The following is a 16,523-nucleotide window of genomic DNA, read 5'->3' as shown; positions in this document are numbered from 1 at the left end:
CATGCGCCGCTACGGCAAGGACGCCGACGAGGACGACATCCGCAACCGCCCCGCACGCCGCGGTTCCCGGCCGCGGACCCGGATCCGGCCCAAGCACGACGACGCCGCCGAGGCGATGGTGCTGACCGTCGACCGCGGCCGGCTGACCTGCCTGGTCGACCCGGGCACCAAGCAGGAGCGCGAGGTCGTCGCCATGAAGGCCCGCGAGCTGGGCCGCAAGGGCGTCGTCGTCGGCGACGTCGTCAACCTGGTCGGCGACCTCTCCGGGGACGCCGACACGCTCGCCCGGATCGTCCGGGTCGAGGACCGCAGTTCCGTCCTGCGGCGCACCGCGGACGACGACGACCCGTACGAGCGGATCGTCGTCGCCAACGCCGGGCAGCTGGCCATCGTCACCGCGCTCGCCGACCCGGAGCCGCGGCCCCGGCTGATCGACCGCTGCCTGGTGGCCGCCTACGACGCGGGCATGGACCCGCTGCTGGTGCTCACCAAGTCCGACCTGGCCCCGGCCGAGCCGCTGCTGGAGGCCTACGCGCCGCTCGGCATCGACTACGTGGTCACCCGCCGGGACGAGCTGGGGACCACCGGCGCCGAGGCCGTCCGCGAGCACCTGCGCGGGCGTTCCACGGTGTTCATCGGGCACTCCGGCGTCGGCAAGACCACCCTGGTCAACGCCCTCGTCCCGGACCGCCAGCGGCAGACCGGCCACGTCAACGCCGTCACCGGCCGCGGCCGGCACACCACCACCTCGGCCCTGGCCCTGCGGCTGCCCCCGCCGCCCGGCGCCAAGCCCGGGTCCCGGAAGGCGCTGGACCCGGGCTGGGTGATCGACACCCCGGGGTTCCGGTCCTTCGGCCTCTCGCACATCGCCCCGTCCCGGGTCATCCACGCGTTCCCCGACCTGGAGCCCGGCACCGTCGAGTGCCCCCGTGCCTGCAGCCACGACGAGCCGGACTGCGCGCTCGACGCCTGGGTCGCCGACGGCCACGCCGAGGGCGCCCGGCTCTACTCGCTGCGCCGGCTGCTCTCCAGCAAGGAGGCCCGCGAGGGCGACTGACCCGGCCGGCGGCCCCGCCGCCCCCGGGTTTCCCCACCGTTCGAGGTGTCGGACCGCGCCAGCCTGGTGATCATAGGAAAGTCGGGCCACAGTGCGGTCCGACCCGTCGATCGACAGGGAGGGCACGCGATGGCATGGGCCCTGGTGATCCTGGCCGGCCTGCTGGAGACCGGCTTCGCGATCAACCTCAAGCTCAGCGAGGGATTCACCAAGCTCTGGCCCACCATCAGCTTCTGCGTGTTCGCCCTGAGCAGCTTCGGCCTGCTCACCCTCTCCCTGAAGAGCCTGCCGGTCGGACCCGCCTACGCCGTGTGGACCGGCATCGGCGCGGCCGGCACCGCCGTCTACGGCATGGTCTTCCTGGACGAGACCACCTCGGTGCTGAAGCTGGTCTCGATCTCCCTGGTGATCGCCGGCGTCATCGGCCTCCAGCTCAGCGGCACCGCGCACTGAGGTCCGCGGGGCACGCCCCGACGGGCCCGTGGACCGCCCCGTCCCGCTCCGCGAGCCCGGCTGTGCCGATCCCGGCGGGCTCGCTAGGGTTTCGGACATGGCCGACTACCACGACGATCTCCGACTCGCCCACGTCCTCGCCGACTCGGCCGACTCGGTCACCCTGGAGCGCTTCCGCGCCCTCGACCTCACCGTCGAGACCAAGCCGGACCTCACCCCCGTCAGCGACGCCGACAAGGCCGCCGAGGAACTCGTCCGCGGCGTGCTGCAGCGCGCCCGCCCGCGCGACGCGGTGCTCGGCGAGGAGTTCGGCCTGCAGGGCTCCGGCCCCCGCCGCTGGGTGATCGACCCGATCGACGGCACCAAGAACTACATCCGCGGCGTCCCGGTCTGGGCCACCCTGATCGCCCTGCTGGAGGACGGCCCGGACGGCGTCGAGCGCCCGGTCGTCGGCATCGTGTCCGCCCCCGCGCTGCAGCGCCGCTGGTGGGCGGCCAAGGACCTCGGCGCCTTCGCCGGCCGCAGCCTGACCAAGGCCTCCCGGATCCACGTCTCCGGCGTCTCCCGGATCGAGGACGCCTCCTTCTCCTACTCCTCGCTCACCGGCTGGGAGGAGCGCGGACGCCTCGACCCCTTCCTGGACCTCACCCGCGCCTGCTGGCGCACCCGCGCCTACGGCGACTTCTGGTCCTACATGATGGTGGCCGAGGGGGCGGTCGACATCGCCGCCGAGCCCGAGCTCTCGCTCTGGGACATGGCCGCCAACTGCATCATCGTCGAGGAGGCCGGCGGCCGCTTCACCGGTCTGGACGGCGTCCCCGGCCCCGGCGGCGCGGACGCCGTCGCCAGCAACGGCATCCTCCACGACGAGACCCTGCGCCGCCTGAGCGTCTGACCCCGGCCGCCCCGGGCCCCGTTCTCCGGCGAGCGGGCGGCCCCGGAACTGGTGCGGGCCCCGTGACCAGTCATCTGGTCACGGGGCCCGCTGCTCATCGGGGCGCGCGCCGGGCTACTGCTTGCGCAGCTCCCGGACGGCCGCCTCCAGCCGCTGCCCGTAGTCGGCGTCGGCCTTGCGGAAGTTGTCGACCGCCCGCTCGACGATGTCCTCGCGGTCGGCGGAGACCTTGGCGATGAAGCCGGCCAGGTTGGCGATCAGCCGCTGCTTCTCGTCCTCCGAGAACAGCCGGTACAGGTTCCCGGCCTGCACGAAGTCGTCGTCCTCGGCGTGCGAGGGCGCGACGTGGTTGCCGGTGGCGCCGGTGACGGCGGTGGCGGCCCACAGCGGGCGGCCGGTCTGGACCGGGCCGCCGAAGCTGTTCGGCTCGTAGTTCTTCTGCCGGCCGTGGCGGCCGTCGTAGAGGTGGCCGTCGCGGCCGTTGGTGCGCGCCTCGGTGGCGTGCGGGCGGTTCACCGGCAGGTGGTCGGCGTTGATGCCGACGCGGTAGCGGTGGGCGTCCGCGTAGGCGAACAGGCGGCCCTGGAGCATCTTGTCCGGGGACGGGCCGATGCCGGGCACGAAGTGCGCCGGGGAGAAGATCGACTGCTCGACCTCGGCGAAGACGTTCTCGGGGTTGCGGTTGAGCTCCAGCTTGCCGATCTCGATCGGCGGGTAGTCGGCGTGCGGCCAGACCTTGGTGAGGTCGAAGGGGTTGAAGCGGTAGTTCGCCGCGTCGGCCGCCGGCATGATCTGCACCTGGACGGTCCAGGTCGGGTACTCGCCGCGCTCGATGGACTCGCGCAGGTCGCGCTGGTGGCTGTCCGGGTCCTCGCCGGCGAGGCGGTTGGCCTCGTCCTGGGTGAGGTTGCGGATGCCCTGGTCGGTCTTGAAGTGGTACTTGACCCAGAAGTGCTCGCCGGCCTCGTTCTGCCACTGGTAGGTGTGCGAGCCGTAGCCGTTGAGGTGGCGGTAGGTGGCGGGGATGCCGCGGTCGCCGAACAGCCAGGTCACCTGGTGGGTGGACTCGGGCGACAGGCCCCAGAAGTCCCAGACGTTGTCCGCCTCCTGGGAGCCGGTGTACGGGTCGCGCTTCTGGGTGTGGATGAAGTCCGGGAACTTCACGGCGTCCTTGATGAAGAACACCGGGGTGTTGTTGCCGACGAGGTCGTAGTTGCCCTCCTCGGTGTAGAACTTCAGCGCGAAGCCGCGCGGGTCGCGGACGGCGTCGGCGGAGCCGAGGTTGCCGGCGACGGTGGAGAAGCGCAGGAAGACCTCGGTCTGCTTGCCGATCTCGGAGAGGAACGCGGCCCGGGTGTGGGCCGTCACGTCGGCGGTGACGGTGAAGGTGCCGTAGGCCGCCGCACCGCGGGCGTGCACGACGCGCTCCGGGATCCGCTCGCGGTTGAAGTGCGCGAGCTTCTCGAAGAGCAGCTGGTCCTGGATGAGTGCCGGGCCGCCGATGCCGGCGGTCTCGGTGTTCTGGTTGTCGGCGACGGGGGCACCCGCCTCCGTGGTGAGGGTGGGGCGCAGCTCGTCCTGGGTCGTCATGGGGGTGCCTCCGCGGTGTCCGGTCGTGACGACTCGATCCTAACTTGGACTTTGTCCAAGTCAACACTGGAACCAATCTCGGATCGTGACTTACTCTGGGCCCATGAGCGACCTGCTGGAACGACTTCGCGGACGCGGCTGGCGGCTGACCTCACAGCGCCGGGTCGTGGCCGAGGTCCTCGACGGCGACCACGTGCACCTCACCGCGGACGAGGTGCACGCGCGCGCGGTGGCCCGGCTGCCCGAGATCAGCCGCGCGACCGTCTACAACACCCTCGGTGAACTGGTCTGCCTCGGCGAGGTCCTGGAGGTCGCCACCGACGGCCGCGCCAAGCGCTACGACCCCAACGCCCACCGCGCCCACCAGCACCTGCTCTGCTCCGGCTGCGGCGCGATCCGCGACGTCCACCCGCACGGCGACCCGCTGGAGGCGCTGCCCGCCGGGGAGCGCTTCGGCTTCACCGTCACGGCCGCCGAGATCACCTACCGCGGCCTCTGCCCTGACTGCACCGCCGGCCCGTAACACGGCCCGGCGACCCCCGCGGGCAAGGCGAGACCTCGACGAAGAATCCCGGACGGACCCACCCCGGTGAGACCCCGGTGACCCCGGGGCACGCCCGACCCGCCCTACGCGCTCAGCTCCGCGTGCAGCGCGCCCAGCAGGCGCCCGGCCCGCTCGGCCACCTCGGCCGGCCCGTAGTCGGCCGCCCGGCGGCACCAGTTCTCCGCCTGCACCGGCTCGCCCCGGCGCAGCGCCAGCAGGGCCAGCCGCAGCGCCGCCCGGCCGTGCCCGGCGTCGGCGGCCCGGGTGTACCAGAGCATCGCCTGCGCCTCGCGGTCCTGCCGGGCCAGCAGCAGCCCCAGGTTGAACGCCGCACTGCGGCTGCCGGCCTCGGCGGCCCGCCGGTACCAGCTCTCGGCGATCTCCAGCGCGCCGCGCTCGGCCGCCCGCACGCCCATCCGCACCTGCGCCCGCCGGTGCCCGGCGTCCGCCGCGACGGCGTACCAGTGCTCGGCCTCGGTGTCGGCGTCGCCGCGGCGGTCCAGCACCGAGGCCAGCCGGAAGGCACCCTCCGCCGATCCCCCGGCCGCGGCCTGCCGGTAGCGCTCCAGGGCGCCGGCCAGGTTGCCGCGCTGCTCCTGGACGACGGCCAGCTGGAGCGCGGCCTCGCCGTGCCCCTCCGCGGCGGCGCGCGCGTACCACTCCTGGGCCTGCCGCTGCTCGCCGCGCCCGGCGTGCAGCACGCCGAGGTTGAAGGCGCCGTCCACGCTGCCGGCCTCGGCGGCCTTGGAGAACCACGGTTCGGCGCCCGACTCGTCACCGCGCTGCAGCAGCACGACGGCCAGCGCGTTGCAGGCCTCCCGGTGACCGGCGTACGCGGCCCGGCGGTACCACTGCTCGGCCTGCTGGTCGCGGCCGGTGCCGGCGCAGAGCAGGCCGAGGTTGAACGCGCCGTTCTGGTCGCCCGCGTCCAGGGCGGTGCGGTACCAGTGCTCGGCCTTCTTGGCCTCGCCGCGCCCCGCGTGCAGGGCGCCGAGCGCGTTGGCGGCGTTGCCGTCGCCGGCCTCGGCGGCCTCCTGCCACCACTCGGCGGCCGCGCCGGTGTCCCCGGAGTCGCGCAGCAGGAAGCCCAGGGCGCAGGCCGCCCGCGGCTCGCCGTTCTGCGCGGACTGCCGGTACCAGCGGGCGGCCTCCTCCAGCAGGGCCTGGTCGTCGCCGGAGCGCTCCTCCAGCAGCACGCCCAGGCGCAGTGCGGCCCGGGCGTGGCTGCGGGCGGCCGCGGTGCGGTACCAGGTCTCGGCGGTCTCCTTGTCCCCGGCCGCCTCGCGCATCCGGGCGAGCCGGTAGGCGGCCTCGCGGTGCCCGGCGTCCGCGGAGACCTTGAACCAGCGTTCGGCGCGCACGTCGCGCCGGTGCTCCATCAGGTCGCCCAGGGCGTAGGCGCCGAGCGGGTGGCCGTGGTCGGCGGCGAAGTGCAGCCAGTACTCGGCGGCCTCCTCCTCGCCCTGGTCGCGCAGCTGGAGCCCGAGCGCGTGCGCGGCGGGCGCGCTGCCGGCCACCGCGGCCTGGCGCCACCACTGGGCGGCCTCGGCCCGGTGGCCCTGCTGGTGGAGCAGCACGCCGAGGTTGTTGGCGGCGGCGCGCAGGCCGGCGGCCGCGGCGGCGCGCAGGTAGGACTCGGCGTCCTCGAGGTCGCCGCGGCGCAGCAGCAGGGTCCCGAGCCGGCAGGCGGCGTCCGGGTCGCCGTCGTCGGCGGCCTGGCGGTGCCGGGCCTCCAGCGCGGCGCTCTCTCGGGCGGCCAGGGCGGACTCGAAGCTGGTGGTGTCCAGGCCGGCCGGGTCGAGCGCGGCGGCGCCGGAGCCGTCGGTGTCGGCGTCCGGGCCGTAGGGACCGACGGCGGCGGCGAACTGACGGGCGGACACGTGGACGAGGCTGTCGGGGCCGGAGCCGCCGACCGGCGGACGTTCGGTCAGACCGCTGGTGCGCTGGGCGGGGAGGGCTCCGGGGCGGCTCTCGGGGCTCTCCGCCCAGGCGTCGGTGTCCGCCTCGGTGGCCGCGGCGGACTTGGTGCCTGACCCGTTCTTGCCGATCAGCCTCATGCCGACTCCCGCTCCCCCAGAGTGTCGCGGCATCGTGCCCCGGCCCGCGGCCGGGGGGACCCCCAGGGGAGGCGCCGGACCCGACGGCTGATCAGCAGCCGCGTACCGTCCCCCGTGTGTCCCATCGTCGCATCACCCGCTAACCGCGTACACCTGCCCCGGCCGAATTCGGGCGGGGTCGACTCGAAGCCGACGAAATTGCTTCGGCGCTTTGTCGATTTCCCGACACTTCAACCCCACAAACCCCTGAGCCGTCCTCGTTGGCGACGGTCGATAGTACCGGAGCGGTTCCCACCGCTTGGGAGCGGAAACACCAGAGGCCCGGAGGAAGGATCCTCCGGGCCTCTGGCACTGAGTAGCGGGGACAGGATTTGAACCTGCGACCTCTGGGTTATGAGCCCAGCGAGCTACCGAGCTGCTCCACCCCGCGTCGGTGGTTAAACCATAGCACGGGCACGGGGTGGAGTCGGAATCGGTTGTCGCAGCTCAGCGGGCTACGGGTGCGGGCTCGCCGATCCGCCGGGGGTCGCCGCCGCGGACGGGGCCGCCGGCGAGCCGGTGCCGCGGGCGGCCTCGGCCGCCTTCAGGGCGTCGCCGAGCGCCTTCTGGGCGTTGCCGTACGCCACCCAGTCGCCGTTCTTGAACGCGGTCTGGCTGTCGTTGTACGCCTTCTCCGCGTCCGAGAGCGCCTTCTGCAGCTCGGGCGAGATCGTCCCGCCCGGGGCCGGGGTGGCCGGGGCGGTGGGCGTCGGCGTCGACGGGCCGGTCGGGGTGCCCGGGGTGGACGGCGCGGTCGGGGTGGTCGGCGGGGCCGATCCGGCGAACACCTTCTTGAGGGCGTCCTCCAGGGTGTTCTCGAACGCCACGTTGTCGTTCCCGTACACCGCCAGGACCTTCTGCAGCGTCGGGTACTTGGCGCCGCGTCCGCGCACGTAGACCGGCTCGACGTTGAGCAGTCCGCCGCCGACCGGGAGGGTGAGCAGGTTGCCGTACTCCAGGTCGGAGTCCCCGCCGCTCTTCAGCAGGGTGATCTGCTGCGCCACCTCCTGCCGGGAGTTGAACTGCGACTGCACCAGGTTGGGGCCGAGCGTCTTGCTGTCGCCGGGGATCTTGAGGATCCGGATCTTCCCGTAGTCCGGGCCCGGGTCTGCGTTGACCGCCATGAAGGCCGCCAGGTTGTCCCGGCCGTTGGGCACGAAGGTGGAGGTCAGCGAGAAGCTCGCCGAGGTGACCGCCGGGTCGGGCATCCGCACCGTCAGGTAGTACGGCGGCTGGACCTGCTTGGTGTCGCTGGTCGGGTCCACCGGGACCTGCCAGATGTCGCTGCCGTTGAAGAAGGAGTTGGAGTCGGTCACGTGGTACTGGCCGAGCAGGTCGCGCTGGACCTTGAACATGTCCTGCGGGTAGCGCAGGTGCGGCAGCAGGTCCGCCGGGATGTCGGCCTTCGGCTCGACGCTGCCCGGGAAGGCCTTCATCCAGGTCCTCAGCACCGGGTCCTGCTCGTCCCACTGGTAGAGCTTCACCTCGCCGGTGTAGGCGTCCACCGTGGCCTTGACCGAGTTGCGGATGTAGTTGACCTGGTTGGCGACGGTCAGCAGCTCACCGCGCTGGTTGGTCAGCGAGTCCTTGGTGGCGGTGCCCAGCGTCGTCTTCGAGGAGAACGGGTAGCCGTCCGAGGTGGTGTAGCCGTCCAGCACCCAGACCACCTTGCCGTCCTGCACCACCGGGTACGGGTCGGCGTCGATCGACAGCCACGGGGCGACCTTCTCGACCCGCTCCTTCGGCGTCCGGTTGTAGATCACCTTCGCGCCGTCGGTGATCGCCCCCGCGTAGAGGATCTGCGGCTCGGCGAAGCGCACCGCGTACGCGGCCCGGGTGATCGGGTTGTCCAGCGAGACCCCGCTGTCACCGGTGTACTGGTACTGCTTGTTCTCGCCGGTCTCGGTGGTGTAGTCGATCTCCTGGTTCGAGCCGCCGACGATCGAGTACGAGGTGGTCTTCTCGCCGTAGTAGATCCGCTGCTGGTAGTCGCCCAGCGCACCGGTGGCCGGCAGGCCGGACTCGGTGAACACCGGCTGGCCCTTGTCGTTGACCTGGTTGCCCTTGGCGACGACCGCGCCGTAGCCGTGGGTGTACTTGAAGTGGTCGTTGATCCAGTTGCGCTGCACGCCGTTGAGGTCGAGCTCGCGCAGGCCGATCACGGTGTCCTGCTTGCCGGTGCCGGCGCCGTAGCGGTCCACGTCCAGGGTGTTCGGGAACGCGTAGTAGCTGCGCTGCTGCTCGATCGACTGGAAGGTCGGCGAGACGATGTTCGGGTCCAGCAGGCGGATGTCCGCGATGGTCTGCGCGTCCGGCTTGAGCGCCTCCGCGGTGGTCGACCCCTGCGGGCTGTACTGGGAGGTCTGCGCGTCCGCGATCCCGTACGCCTGCCGCGTGGCGTCGATGTTCTTCTGGATGTACGGCGTCTCCTTGGCCTGCTCGTTCGGCTTGACCTGGAACTGCTGCACGATCGCCGGGTACAGCCCGCCGATCAGCACCGCCGACAGCACCATGAGCCCGAGCCCGATCAGGGCCGGCGCCCAGGTGCGGCGCACCGGGGTCAGGAAGAACAGCACCGCGCAGATGATCGCGACGAAGAAGAGGATGGTCTTGGCCGGCAGGAAGGCGTTGGCGTCCACGTAGCGCAGGCCGGTCCAGCCGGAGACCCCCTTGTAGGAGCCGGTCTTCACCGCCAGCGCGTACCGGTCCAGCCAGTACGCCGCCGCCTTCAGCAGCACGAACACGCCGAGCAGCACCGCCAGGTGCCCCTGCGCGCCCGCGCTCGCGCGCCGGCCCGGGCCCTGCAGCCGCAGCCCGCCGTAGAGGTAGTGCACCAGCGCCGAGGTCAGCAGCGAGACGATCACGGCGCTGAACGCGAAGCCCAGCAGGAACTCGTAGAACGGCAGGGAGAAGGCGTAGAACGAGACGTCCATGCCGAACTGCGCGTCCTTCTCGCCGAAGGACGTCGCGTTCGTCCACATCAGCCAGGTCCGCCACTGGCCGGACGCCGCGGCGCCCGCCACCAGGCCGATCACCAGCGAGACGCCGATCAGCGCCCAGCGCTTGAACGGCGCCAGGCCGGAGCGGTAGCGGTCCAGGCTCTGCTGCTCGACCGACATCGCCGACAGCGGCGGCCGCAGCCGGTGCGCCAGCCAGACGTTGAAGCCGACGATCACCGCCATCAGCAGGCCGAACACCGCGAACAGGCCGGCCTTCGTCCACAGCTGGGTGGTGAACACCGAGGAGTAGCCGACCGACTTGAACCAGAGCCAGTCCGTCCAGAAGCCGGCGAACATGACGAACAGCAGGAACAGCACCGCGAGCACGCCCAGCGTCAGCAGGGCGACCCGCGCGCGCCGCGAGGGAGGGCCTACCCTGCGCCGGAATCCCGGCCCTGAGCGTTCCGGCATCTGGAATACCACGGTGGCACCTCGGCTGTGTGGTCTGGAGTCGATCGGTCTTCAGGGAAACTTAACCAGGCTTTGGTCGAGTTCCCACCGTTAGCAGACGGTTACTCCGGCCTCCCCCGGCCCGGCCGCTCCCGGCACCGCCGGCGCCCCCGACGTGTGAGGATTGGGGCATGTCCGACGCGCCCGATGCACTCAACTCCCCCGACGACGTCTCCAAGCTCCCCGCCGCGACCCCGCTCACCCGGGCCGCGCTGGAGATCGACGAGTACGCCGCCACCCTCGGCTGGGACCTCCCGGCCCGGCTGTTCGCCCTGGTGGACAGCACCGCCCTGCGCAGGGCCGACCCGAAGATCGCCGCCCAGCTCGGCCTCGGCGACGACGACGCGGCCGGCCTCACCCCGGTCGAGCAGGACGAACTGCCGGCCGGCATGGAGCTGGACAAGTTCCTCGGCACCATCGCCTGGCCCGACGCGGTGGCCGGCTGCGCCCTGGTCGTCGAGCGGATGATGCTGCCGCCCGGCGCCGAGCAGTCCCGCCCGCGCAACGCCAGCGACGCCCAGCTCGCCGAGTGGGTGGCCAACCACCCCAAGCGCGAGGAGGTCCGGATCACCGCCGCCGTCCTGCGCGACGGCAAGAAGGAGATCGCGCTGCGGCTGCGCTCCAAGGACAGCGCGCGCGAGGTGCTCACCGGCCCGGACCTGGTGCCCGGTCTGACCAAGGCGCTGCTGGCGACCTTCGCCTGAGGCCCCGGCCCCCGGCCGCCCGGCGGCCCGTTACCCGGCGGCGCAGGACGGCAGCGCGGAGGTCTGCCCGGAGCGGATCTGCTCCAGCGACTTCAGCGCGCCGTCCAGCGTGTCCGTCTTGATCAGGGTCAGCCCGGACGGGATGTCCTTGGTCGCCTCGGCGCAGTTCGAGGACGGGGTGAAGAAGTACTCGGCGCCGGCCTCCCGGGCGGCGATCAGCTTCATCGATATGCCGCCGATCGGGCCGACCTTGCCGTCGTCGTCGATGGTGCCGGTGCCGGCCACGAACTTGCCGCCGGTGAGGTCGCCGCCCGGGGTGAGCTTGTCGATGATGCCGAGCGAGAACATCAGCCCGGCGCTGGGACCGCCGACGTCCTGCAGGCCGATGTCGATCTGGAACGGGTAGGTGTGCCGGATCCCGGTGCCGATGCCGACCACCGCGAGCTCGGCCCGCTCGGCCGGCGCCTTCGGGTCGAGGTCCTTGGCCTTCACGGTGGGGACGGCGACGTCCGCCCTGGCGGCGGCGCCGGCCCCCGCGGCGTCCTTGACCCGCGGCACGACGGTGAAGACCACCGACTCGCCGGGCTTGTGCTTGGTGACCGCCGCCACCACCTGGTCGACGGCCGTCACCGGCGCACCGTCGACGGACACGATCTGGTCGCCCGCGTGCAGCTTGCCCTCGGCCGGGGCGCCGGCGGTGACCGACTTGACGATCAGCTCGTTGCCGACCGGGATGCCCAGCTGGTTGAGCGCCGCGGTGCGGGCGCTGTCCTCGGAGGAGGCGAACTCCTCCGCGTTCTGCTTCTTGGCGTCGGCGTCCGTCTGCCCCTTCGGGTAGACGTTGTCGTGCGGCACCACCATCACGTCGCCCCGCAGCCAGCCGACCACCGCGTTGACCAGGCTGGGCTCGTACTTGGCCCCGGTGACCTGAACGGTCGTCATGTTCAGGTGCCCGGTCGTCGGGTACGAGTCGCGCCCGGTGATGGTGATCACCGGCTTGCCGCCCTGGTTGCCGAGCGTGTTGTACGTCGGCCCCGGGCTCATCTCCGTGTACGGCACCTTCATCAGCACCGAGACGCAGAGCAGCGCTATGAGCAGCAGGGTGGCAGCGAGCATCGTCGCGGAGCGGCGTGGCATGCCTCGACAGTACGGGACGCGCGCGAGCGGGCGCCCCCCGGGCTACCGGCCCGAGCCGTCCCCGGGGGCGCCGCTGCCCGCGGTGGTGCGTTCCATCGCGGCCATGAAGCGCCGGTGTTCGGCGAGTGAGGCGGGGTCCCCGGTGGCCCGCGGGGCCCGCTGGGCCCAGCCCGCCCAGACCGCGGCGAGCAGGACGGCGACAACAGGAATGATCAGCCAGGCGAGCGCACCCATGTCAGTACTCCCAGCTCGTCGTGTCTATGAGCAGATTAACCACTCCGGCGGACAACGCGATCACCGCCGTCCGGGTTACGGGAGGGCCGATCGGCTCACTGCCAGGGAGTATTCGACACGCCGTCGCGGACCCGTTCGAGTGAGGACCCGGCGCGCCTGACACCGAGGACGTCCTGCGTGTGCGGCCGGTTCCGGCCGCACCGCCGACGACCGGGTCAGCAGCCGCCCGCGCCCACCCACTCCTCCTCGCCGTCGGCGAAGACCTGGTGCTTCCAGATCGGCACCTCGTGCTTCAGGTCGTCGATCAGTCGGCGGGCCGCCGCGAAGGCCTCGCCCCGGTGGGCGCAGGACACCGCGACGATCACCGCCTTGTCGGTGATCTCCAGCCGGCCGATCCGGTGCACCGCGACGAGCGCCTTGACCGGGAAGTCGGCGACGACCTTCTCGGCGATGCGGCGCATCTCCTGCTCGGCGGTGGGGTGGCAGCTGTAGTCCAGCGCGGTGACGGACTTGCCGCCGTCGTGGTCACGGACCGTCCCGACGAAGACGGTCGTGCCGCCGGCAGCGTCGTCGCCGACCGCCTCGTACACCTCGTCGAGCGAGAGCGGGGTGTCGCGGACGGCGAGCAGGCGGATGGGGTCGTGGTTCTCGGACATGACCCCATGATTCCCCATTCCGGGTGGTCCTGGGCAAGTGGCTTCCGCATCACGATTCCGAGATTTCGCATCGTGAGAAGTTCGGGCCCCGCCACTGCCTCGCCCGCCGGCCGTCACACCGCCGGGCCGGCCCTCCCGGCCCGGCGCGGTCGGCCCGCGGGCGGCCTCAGAACCGGCGCCGCTTGCGGGCCCGGCGCACCAGCGCCGCCGTACCGACCAGCGCCACCGTCGCCCCGGCCGCGCCCAGACTGGTCGCCGCCTCCTTGCCGCCCAGCCGCCGGCCGGCCACCGCGTGCTTGCCCGACACCTGCTCCAGCAGCTCCGCCAGCACCTGCTCGTTGGTGTGCCGCGGGCGCCAGCCCGCCTCGTGCAGCCGGCTGCCCGACACCACCCACGGGTACATCGTGTAGGCCAGGTCGCCCGCCGGCGCCGGGGTCAGGCCGAGCCGGTGCAGCCGGGCCGCGGTGCCGAGCGCCAGCGCGGCCGGCAGCTCCATCCGCCGGATCCCCGACAGCTGCTCCACGTCCTCCTGCTCCAGCCAGCCGTCGCAGCCGACCGTCACCTCGCCCTCGACCAGGCCCAGCGCCGCGTACTCCAGCGCCGCCGCCAGGTCGTCCACGTGGCAGAACTGCCAGCACGGGCGGGAACCGGCCACCACCAGCAGCCGCGGCGCCTCGAAGTGCCGGGTCAGCACGGTGTCCACCCCGGGGCCCACCACCACGGCCGGCCGCAGCACCGTCACCTGCAGGCCCGGGTGGGCCCGCGGCGCGCGGCGGGCCAGGCGCTCGATCTCCAGCAGGTCCCCGACCAGCGAGGCCTCCTCGGTCGCCCGCAGCTCGGAGTCCTCGGCCAGCGGCACCTCGTTGTCGGCCAGCGCTCCGTAGACCATCGCGGAGGTGCAGAGCACCACCCGGTGCACCCCGGCGGCCGCGGCGGCGGTCAGCACGGTCTGCGCGCCGCGCACGTTGTAGGCGCTGCGGGCGCGCGGGTCCGACTCCATGCCGAAGTCCATCGCCAGGTGCACCACGACGTCGACCCCGGCCAGCCGTTCGGCCACCGCCGGGTCCCGCACGTCCAGCACCCGCCACTGCACGCCCGCGACCTCGCCCCTGCGGTCGTCCACCGCGAGGACCCTGCGCACGTGCGGCGAGGCGACCAGCCGGGCCGCGACCCGCTCGCCGAGCACGCCCGCGGCGCCCGTGACGGCCACGGTGAGCGGCCGTCCGCCGTAGGCTGGAGGCGGCGACGCCGTGGTGTCCGGGGCGTCCTCTCCTCCGGTCAGCCCAGAGCGAACGTCCGAAGGCGGGGAACTCACCGGCCATCCTCCACGGTTAGCTTATGTGCGTACGGACGTGTGTCACGTACGTCCATCCTGCCCGAGGCGAAGGCCCCGCGGTGCACCCGGCGCGGGCCTACCGCCCGGAGCCGCCCGCGCGACCCCCACTGCGCCGGTGCCCCGGGCGGGCAGCACATCCCGCCCCACCCGTATGACGGCCGACCGGATCGAGGACCCCGTGAGCGACCTTCCCTTCGGATTCGGCGTTCCGCCCGAGGAGCCCGAGGACGGCAAGGCCAAGCCCGACGACGAGCAGAAGAAGAAGGAGCAGGGCGCCGGCGGCTCCGGCCAGAGCGGCCCGCAGTCCTTCGGCTTCGGCGCCGGCAACCCGTTCGGCGCGCTCTTCGGCATGCCCGGCGGTGCACCCGGCGCGCCGGGTGCACCGGGCGGCGCCGACAACCCGTTCGCCGCGATGTTCGGCGGGCTCGACCCCAACGACCTCGGCGCCGCGTTCCAGCAGCTCGGGCAGATGCTCTCGTTCGAGGGCGGCCCGGTGAACTGGGACCTCGCCAAGAACATCGCCCGGCAGACCGTCGTCGCGGAGCCCGCCGAGGGCAAGAGCAAGGACCGCTCGGTCAGCGCCGCGGAGCGCTCGGCCGTCGCCGAGGCCGTCCGGCTGGCCGACCTCTGGCTCGACGGCGTCACCGAGTTCCCCTCCGGCGCCGGCACCGCCGTCGCCTGGAGCCGCGCCGAGTGGATCGAGGCCACCCTCCCGGTCTGGAAGGACCTCGTCGACCCGGTCGCCGAGCGGGTCGGCAACGCCATGGGCGGCGTGCTGCCCGAGGAGATGCAGGCCATGGCCGGCCCGCTGATGGGCATGATGCGCTCCATGGGCGGCGCCATGTTCGGCACCCAGATCGGCCAGGCGCTCGGCGCCCTCGCCGCCGAGGTGGTCGGCTCCACCGACGTCGGACTGCCGCTGGCCCCGGCCGGCAAGGCCGCGCTGCTGCCGCAGAACGTCGCCGAGTTCGGCGAGGGCCTCAACGTCCCCGCCGACGAGGTCCGGCTCTACCTGGCCCTGCGCGAGGCCGCCCACCAGCGGCTCTTCGCCCACGTGCCGTGGCTGCGGGCCCACCTGCTCGGCGCCGTCGAGGCCTACGCCCGCGGCATCAAGGTCGACACCTCCCGCATGGAGGAGCTGGTCGGTCAGCTCGACCCGAGCAACCCGGAGGCACTCCAGGAGGCACTGGCCGGCGGTCTGCTCCAGCCCGAGGACACCCCCGAGCAGAAGGCCGCGCTCGCCCGCCTGGAGACCGCGCTCGCGCTGCTCGAGGGCTGGGTCGACGCCGTCGTCCACGCCGCCGCCGAACCGCACCTGCCGCAGGCCGGCGCCCTGCGCGAGACCGTCCGCCGCCGCCGTGCGGCCGGCGGCCCCGCCGAGCAGACCTTCGCCACCCTGGTCGGCCTGGAGCTGCGCCCGCGCCGGCTGCGCGACGCCGCCCGGCTCTGGGCGCTGCTCGCCGATGCGCGCGGCGTCGAGGGCCGCGACGCCCTGTGGCAGCACCCGGACATGCTCCCCACCGCCGCCGACCTCGACGACCCGGACGCCTTCGTGCACCGGGACGCCGGGCTGGAGGGCGGCCTGGACTTCGACGCCATCGACAAGCTGCTGGGCGAGGCCGCCGCGGGCGGCTCCGCCGCCAGGCCGGACCTGACCAAGGGCGACGAGCCGACGCAGGACGAGGGCGGCACCGACGGGAAGGGCGGGCCCACCGCGTGACGGTCACCGAACCGGGGACGGCCTCGCTGCACGCGGACGCCGTCCGCACCCTGAACGGCTGGCGGCCCGCCGACGCGGACCAGGAGCAGCTGCGGCTGGACTACCTGGCGCACCTCGCCGCGCAGCCCGAGGGCCTCTACCGCTCCTGCCTGCCCGCGCACGTCACGGCCAGCGCGGCCGTCGTCGACCCGACGGCCGGGCGGGTGCTGCTGACCCTGCACCCCAAGGTCGGCCGGTGGCTGCAGATGGGCGGGCACTGCGAGCCGGGCGACGGCGACCTCGCGTCGGCCGCGCTGCGCGAGGCCGTCGAGGAGTCCGGCATCCCCGACCTGGTGCTGCTGCGGGTCGACGGCGCCCCGGTGCCGGTCAGGCTCGACCGCCACCAGGTCCGCTGCGCCGGCAAGGACCGGCCGGAGAACACCCACCTGGACGTCCAGTACGTCGCACTGGCCCCGGCCGGCGCGCAGGAGCTGATCAGCGAGGAGTCGCTGGACCTGCGCTGGTTCGACTACGACCGCCTGCCGGAGCCGAGCGACCACTCGGTGCGCGGCCTGGTGGCGCGGGCGCGGCGGACAGGGCGTAGCCGAACATCGGGGAACCTTCTTTCGCGGGCCCGGGTCGCGCGGCTCGTTCCGGAACCGGGACCGCGGCA

At 73.1% G+C, this 16,523-nt stretch carries 13 protein-coding genes, 1 tRNA gene and 1 pseudogene; 7 read left to right on the top strand and 8 right to left on the bottom strand.

The window, feature by feature from the left end:
• The first annotated feature begins 1 nt into the window (after position 1).
• From rsgA to hisN, 3 genes are all read left to right on the top strand, one after another.
• Positions 2-1,057, top strand: a complete 1,056-nt coding sequence (gene rsgA, locus AB0N04_RS06385; protein WP_360204318.1) for a ribosome small subunit-dependent GTPase A — start codon at positions 2-4, stop codon at positions 1,055-1,057.
• 129 nt (positions 1,058-1,186) lie between these two features.
• Complete coding sequence (locus AB0N04_RS06380; protein WP_360204315.1) at positions 1,187-1,510, top strand: multidrug efflux SMR transporter; 324 nt, start codon at positions 1,187-1,189, stop codon at positions 1,508-1,510.
• Between the two features lie 97 nt (positions 1,511-1,607).
• Positions 1,608-2,405: a histidinol-phosphatase gene (gene hisN / locus AB0N04_RS06375; protein ID WP_360204312.1), complete on the top strand. Its 798-nt coding sequence runs from the start codon at positions 1,608-1,610 to the stop codon at positions 2,403-2,405.
• Between the two features lie 114 nt (positions 2,406-2,519).
• Here hisN and AB0N04_RS06370 read toward each other — a convergent pair whose 3' ends face one another.
• Positions 2,520-3,995, bottom strand: a complete 1,476-nt coding sequence (locus AB0N04_RS06370) for a catalase (protein WP_360204309.1) — start codon at positions 3,993-3,995, stop codon at positions 2,520-2,522.
• A gap of 103 nt (positions 3,996-4,098) precedes the next feature.
• Between AB0N04_RS06370 and AB0N04_RS06365 the strand changes: the two genes are divergently transcribed.
• Positions 4,099-4,518: a Fur family transcriptional regulator gene (locus AB0N04_RS06365; protein ID WP_360204306.1), complete on the top strand. Its 420-nt coding sequence runs from the start codon at positions 4,099-4,101 to the stop codon at positions 4,516-4,518.
• 104 nt (positions 4,519-4,622) lie between these two features.
• Here AB0N04_RS06365 and AB0N04_RS06360 read toward each other — a convergent pair whose 3' ends face one another.
• The 3 genes from AB0N04_RS06360 to AB0N04_RS06350 all read right to left on the bottom strand — a co-directional run bounded on the left by AB0N04_RS06360 (position 4,623) and on the right by AB0N04_RS06350 (position 10,045).
• Positions 4,623-6,596, bottom strand: coding sequence for a tetratricopeptide repeat protein (locus AB0N04_RS06360; RefSeq protein WP_360204303.1), 1,974 nt, complete (start codon positions 6,594-6,596; stop codon positions 4,623-4,625).
• Between the two features lie 356 nt (positions 6,597-6,952).
• Positions 6,953-7,026 (bottom strand) — tRNA-Met (locus tag AB0N04_RS06355).
• Between the two features lie 64 nt (positions 7,027-7,090).
• Positions 7,091-10,045 carry a UPF0182 family protein gene (locus tag AB0N04_RS06350; protein ID WP_360204301.1) on the bottom strand — a complete coding sequence of 985 codons (2,955 nt, stop codon included), beginning with the start codon at positions 10,043-10,045 and terminating at the stop codon, positions 7,091-7,093.
• A gap of 170 nt (positions 10,046-10,215) precedes the next feature.
• Here AB0N04_RS06350 and AB0N04_RS06345 point away from each other — a divergent pair, with 170 nt between their 5' ends.
• Entirely contained in the window at positions 10,216-10,788 is a 573-nt protein-coding gene (locus AB0N04_RS06345; protein ID WP_360204298.1) for a PPA1309 family protein, read from the top strand.
• 30 nt (positions 10,789-10,818) lie between these two features.
• Here AB0N04_RS06345 and AB0N04_RS06340 read toward each other — a convergent pair whose 3' ends face one another.
• From AB0N04_RS06340 to AB0N04_RS06325, 4 genes are all read right to left on the bottom strand, one after another.
• The gene (locus tag AB0N04_RS06340; protein ID WP_360204296.1) at positions 10,819-11,925 is read right to left on the bottom strand and encodes a PDZ domain-containing protein; all 1,107 of its coding nucleotides are present in this window, start codon (positions 11,923-11,925) and stop codon (positions 10,819-10,821) included.
• 42 nt (positions 11,926-11,967) lie between these two features.
• Positions 11,968-12,159: a hypothetical protein gene (locus tag AB0N04_RS06335; RefSeq protein ID WP_360204293.1), complete on the bottom strand. Its 192-nt coding sequence runs from the start codon at positions 12,157-12,159 to the stop codon at positions 11,968-11,970.
• Positions 12,160-12,374: 215 nt separating this feature from the next.
• On the bottom strand, positions 12,375-12,815 hold the full coding sequence (locus AB0N04_RS06330; RefSeq protein WP_360204290.1) for a molybdenum cofactor biosynthesis protein MoaE: 441 nt from the start codon (positions 12,813-12,815) through the stop codon (positions 12,375-12,377).
• 166 nt (positions 12,816-12,981) lie between these two features.
• The gene (locus tag AB0N04_RS06325) at positions 12,982-14,025 is read right to left on the bottom strand and encodes an NAD-dependent epimerase/dehydratase family protein (RefSeq protein ID WP_360204288.1); all 1,044 of its coding nucleotides are present in this window, start codon (positions 14,023-14,025) and stop codon (positions 12,982-12,984) included.
• A 304-nt stretch (positions 14,026-14,329) separates the two neighbouring features.
• Here AB0N04_RS06325 and AB0N04_RS06320 point away from each other — a divergent pair, with 304 nt between their 5' ends.
• Together AB0N04_RS06320 and AB0N04_RS06315 are read left to right on the top strand one after the other, a co-directional pair.
• Positions 14,330-15,871, top strand: a complete 1,542-nt coding sequence (locus AB0N04_RS06320) for a zinc-dependent metalloprotease (protein ID WP_360204285.1) — start codon at positions 14,330-14,332, stop codon at positions 15,869-15,871.
• A gap of 26 nt (positions 15,872-15,897) precedes the next feature.
• Positions 15,898-16,440, top strand: a pseudogene (locus tag AB0N04_RS06315) (NUDIX hydrolase); the annotation flags it as partial.
• Positions 16,441-16,523: the final 83 nt, after the last annotated feature.

Origin of the sequence: Kitasatospora sp. NPDC051702, assembly GCF_040681575.1 — a bacterium.
Lineage (GTDB): Bacteria > Actinomycetota > Actinomycetes > Streptomycetales > Streptomycetaceae > Kitasatospora.
The sequence above is the reverse complement of the archived record's forward strand: the minus strand, read 5'-3'. Positions and strand labels throughout refer to the sequence as shown.

Coding starts and splice junctions, on each gene's coding strand:
- rsgA (WP_360204318.1), top strand. CDS start 2: ATGCGCCGCTACGGCAAGGACGCCGACGAGGACGACATCCGCAACCGC.
- AB0N04_RS06380 (WP_360204315.1), top strand. CDS start 1,187: ATGGCATGGGCCCTGGTGATCCTGGCCGGCCTGCTGGAGACCGGCTTC.
- hisN (WP_360204312.1), top strand. CDS start 1,608: ATGGCCGACTACCACGACGATCTCCGACTCGCCCACGTCCTCGCCGAC.
- AB0N04_RS06370 (WP_360204309.1), bottom strand. CDS start 3,995: ATGACGACCCAGGACGAGCTGCGCCCCACCCTCACCACGGAGGCGGGT.
- AB0N04_RS06365 (WP_360204306.1), top strand. CDS start 4,099: ATGAGCGACCTGCTGGAACGACTTCGCGGACGCGGCTGGCGGCTGACC.
- AB0N04_RS06360 (WP_360204303.1), bottom strand. CDS start 6,596: ATGAGGCTGATCGGCAAGAACGGGTCAGGCACCAAGTCCGCCGCGGCC.
- AB0N04_RS06350 (WP_360204301.1), bottom strand. CDS start 10,045: ATGCCGGAACGCTCAGGGCCGGGATTCCGGCGCAGGGTAGGCCCTCCC.
- AB0N04_RS06345 (WP_360204298.1), top strand. CDS start 10,216: ATGTCCGACGCGCCCGATGCACTCAACTCCCCCGACGACGTCTCCAAG.
- AB0N04_RS06340 (WP_360204296.1), bottom strand. CDS start 11,925: ATGCCACGCCGCTCCGCGACGATGCTCGCTGCCACCCTGCTGCTCATA.
- AB0N04_RS06335 (WP_360204293.1), bottom strand. CDS start 12,159: ATGGGTGCGCTCGCCTGGCTGATCATTCCTGTTGTCGCCGTCCTGCTC.
- AB0N04_RS06330 (WP_360204290.1), bottom strand. CDS start 12,815: ATGTCCGAGAACCACGACCCCATCCGCCTGCTCGCCGTCCGCGACACC.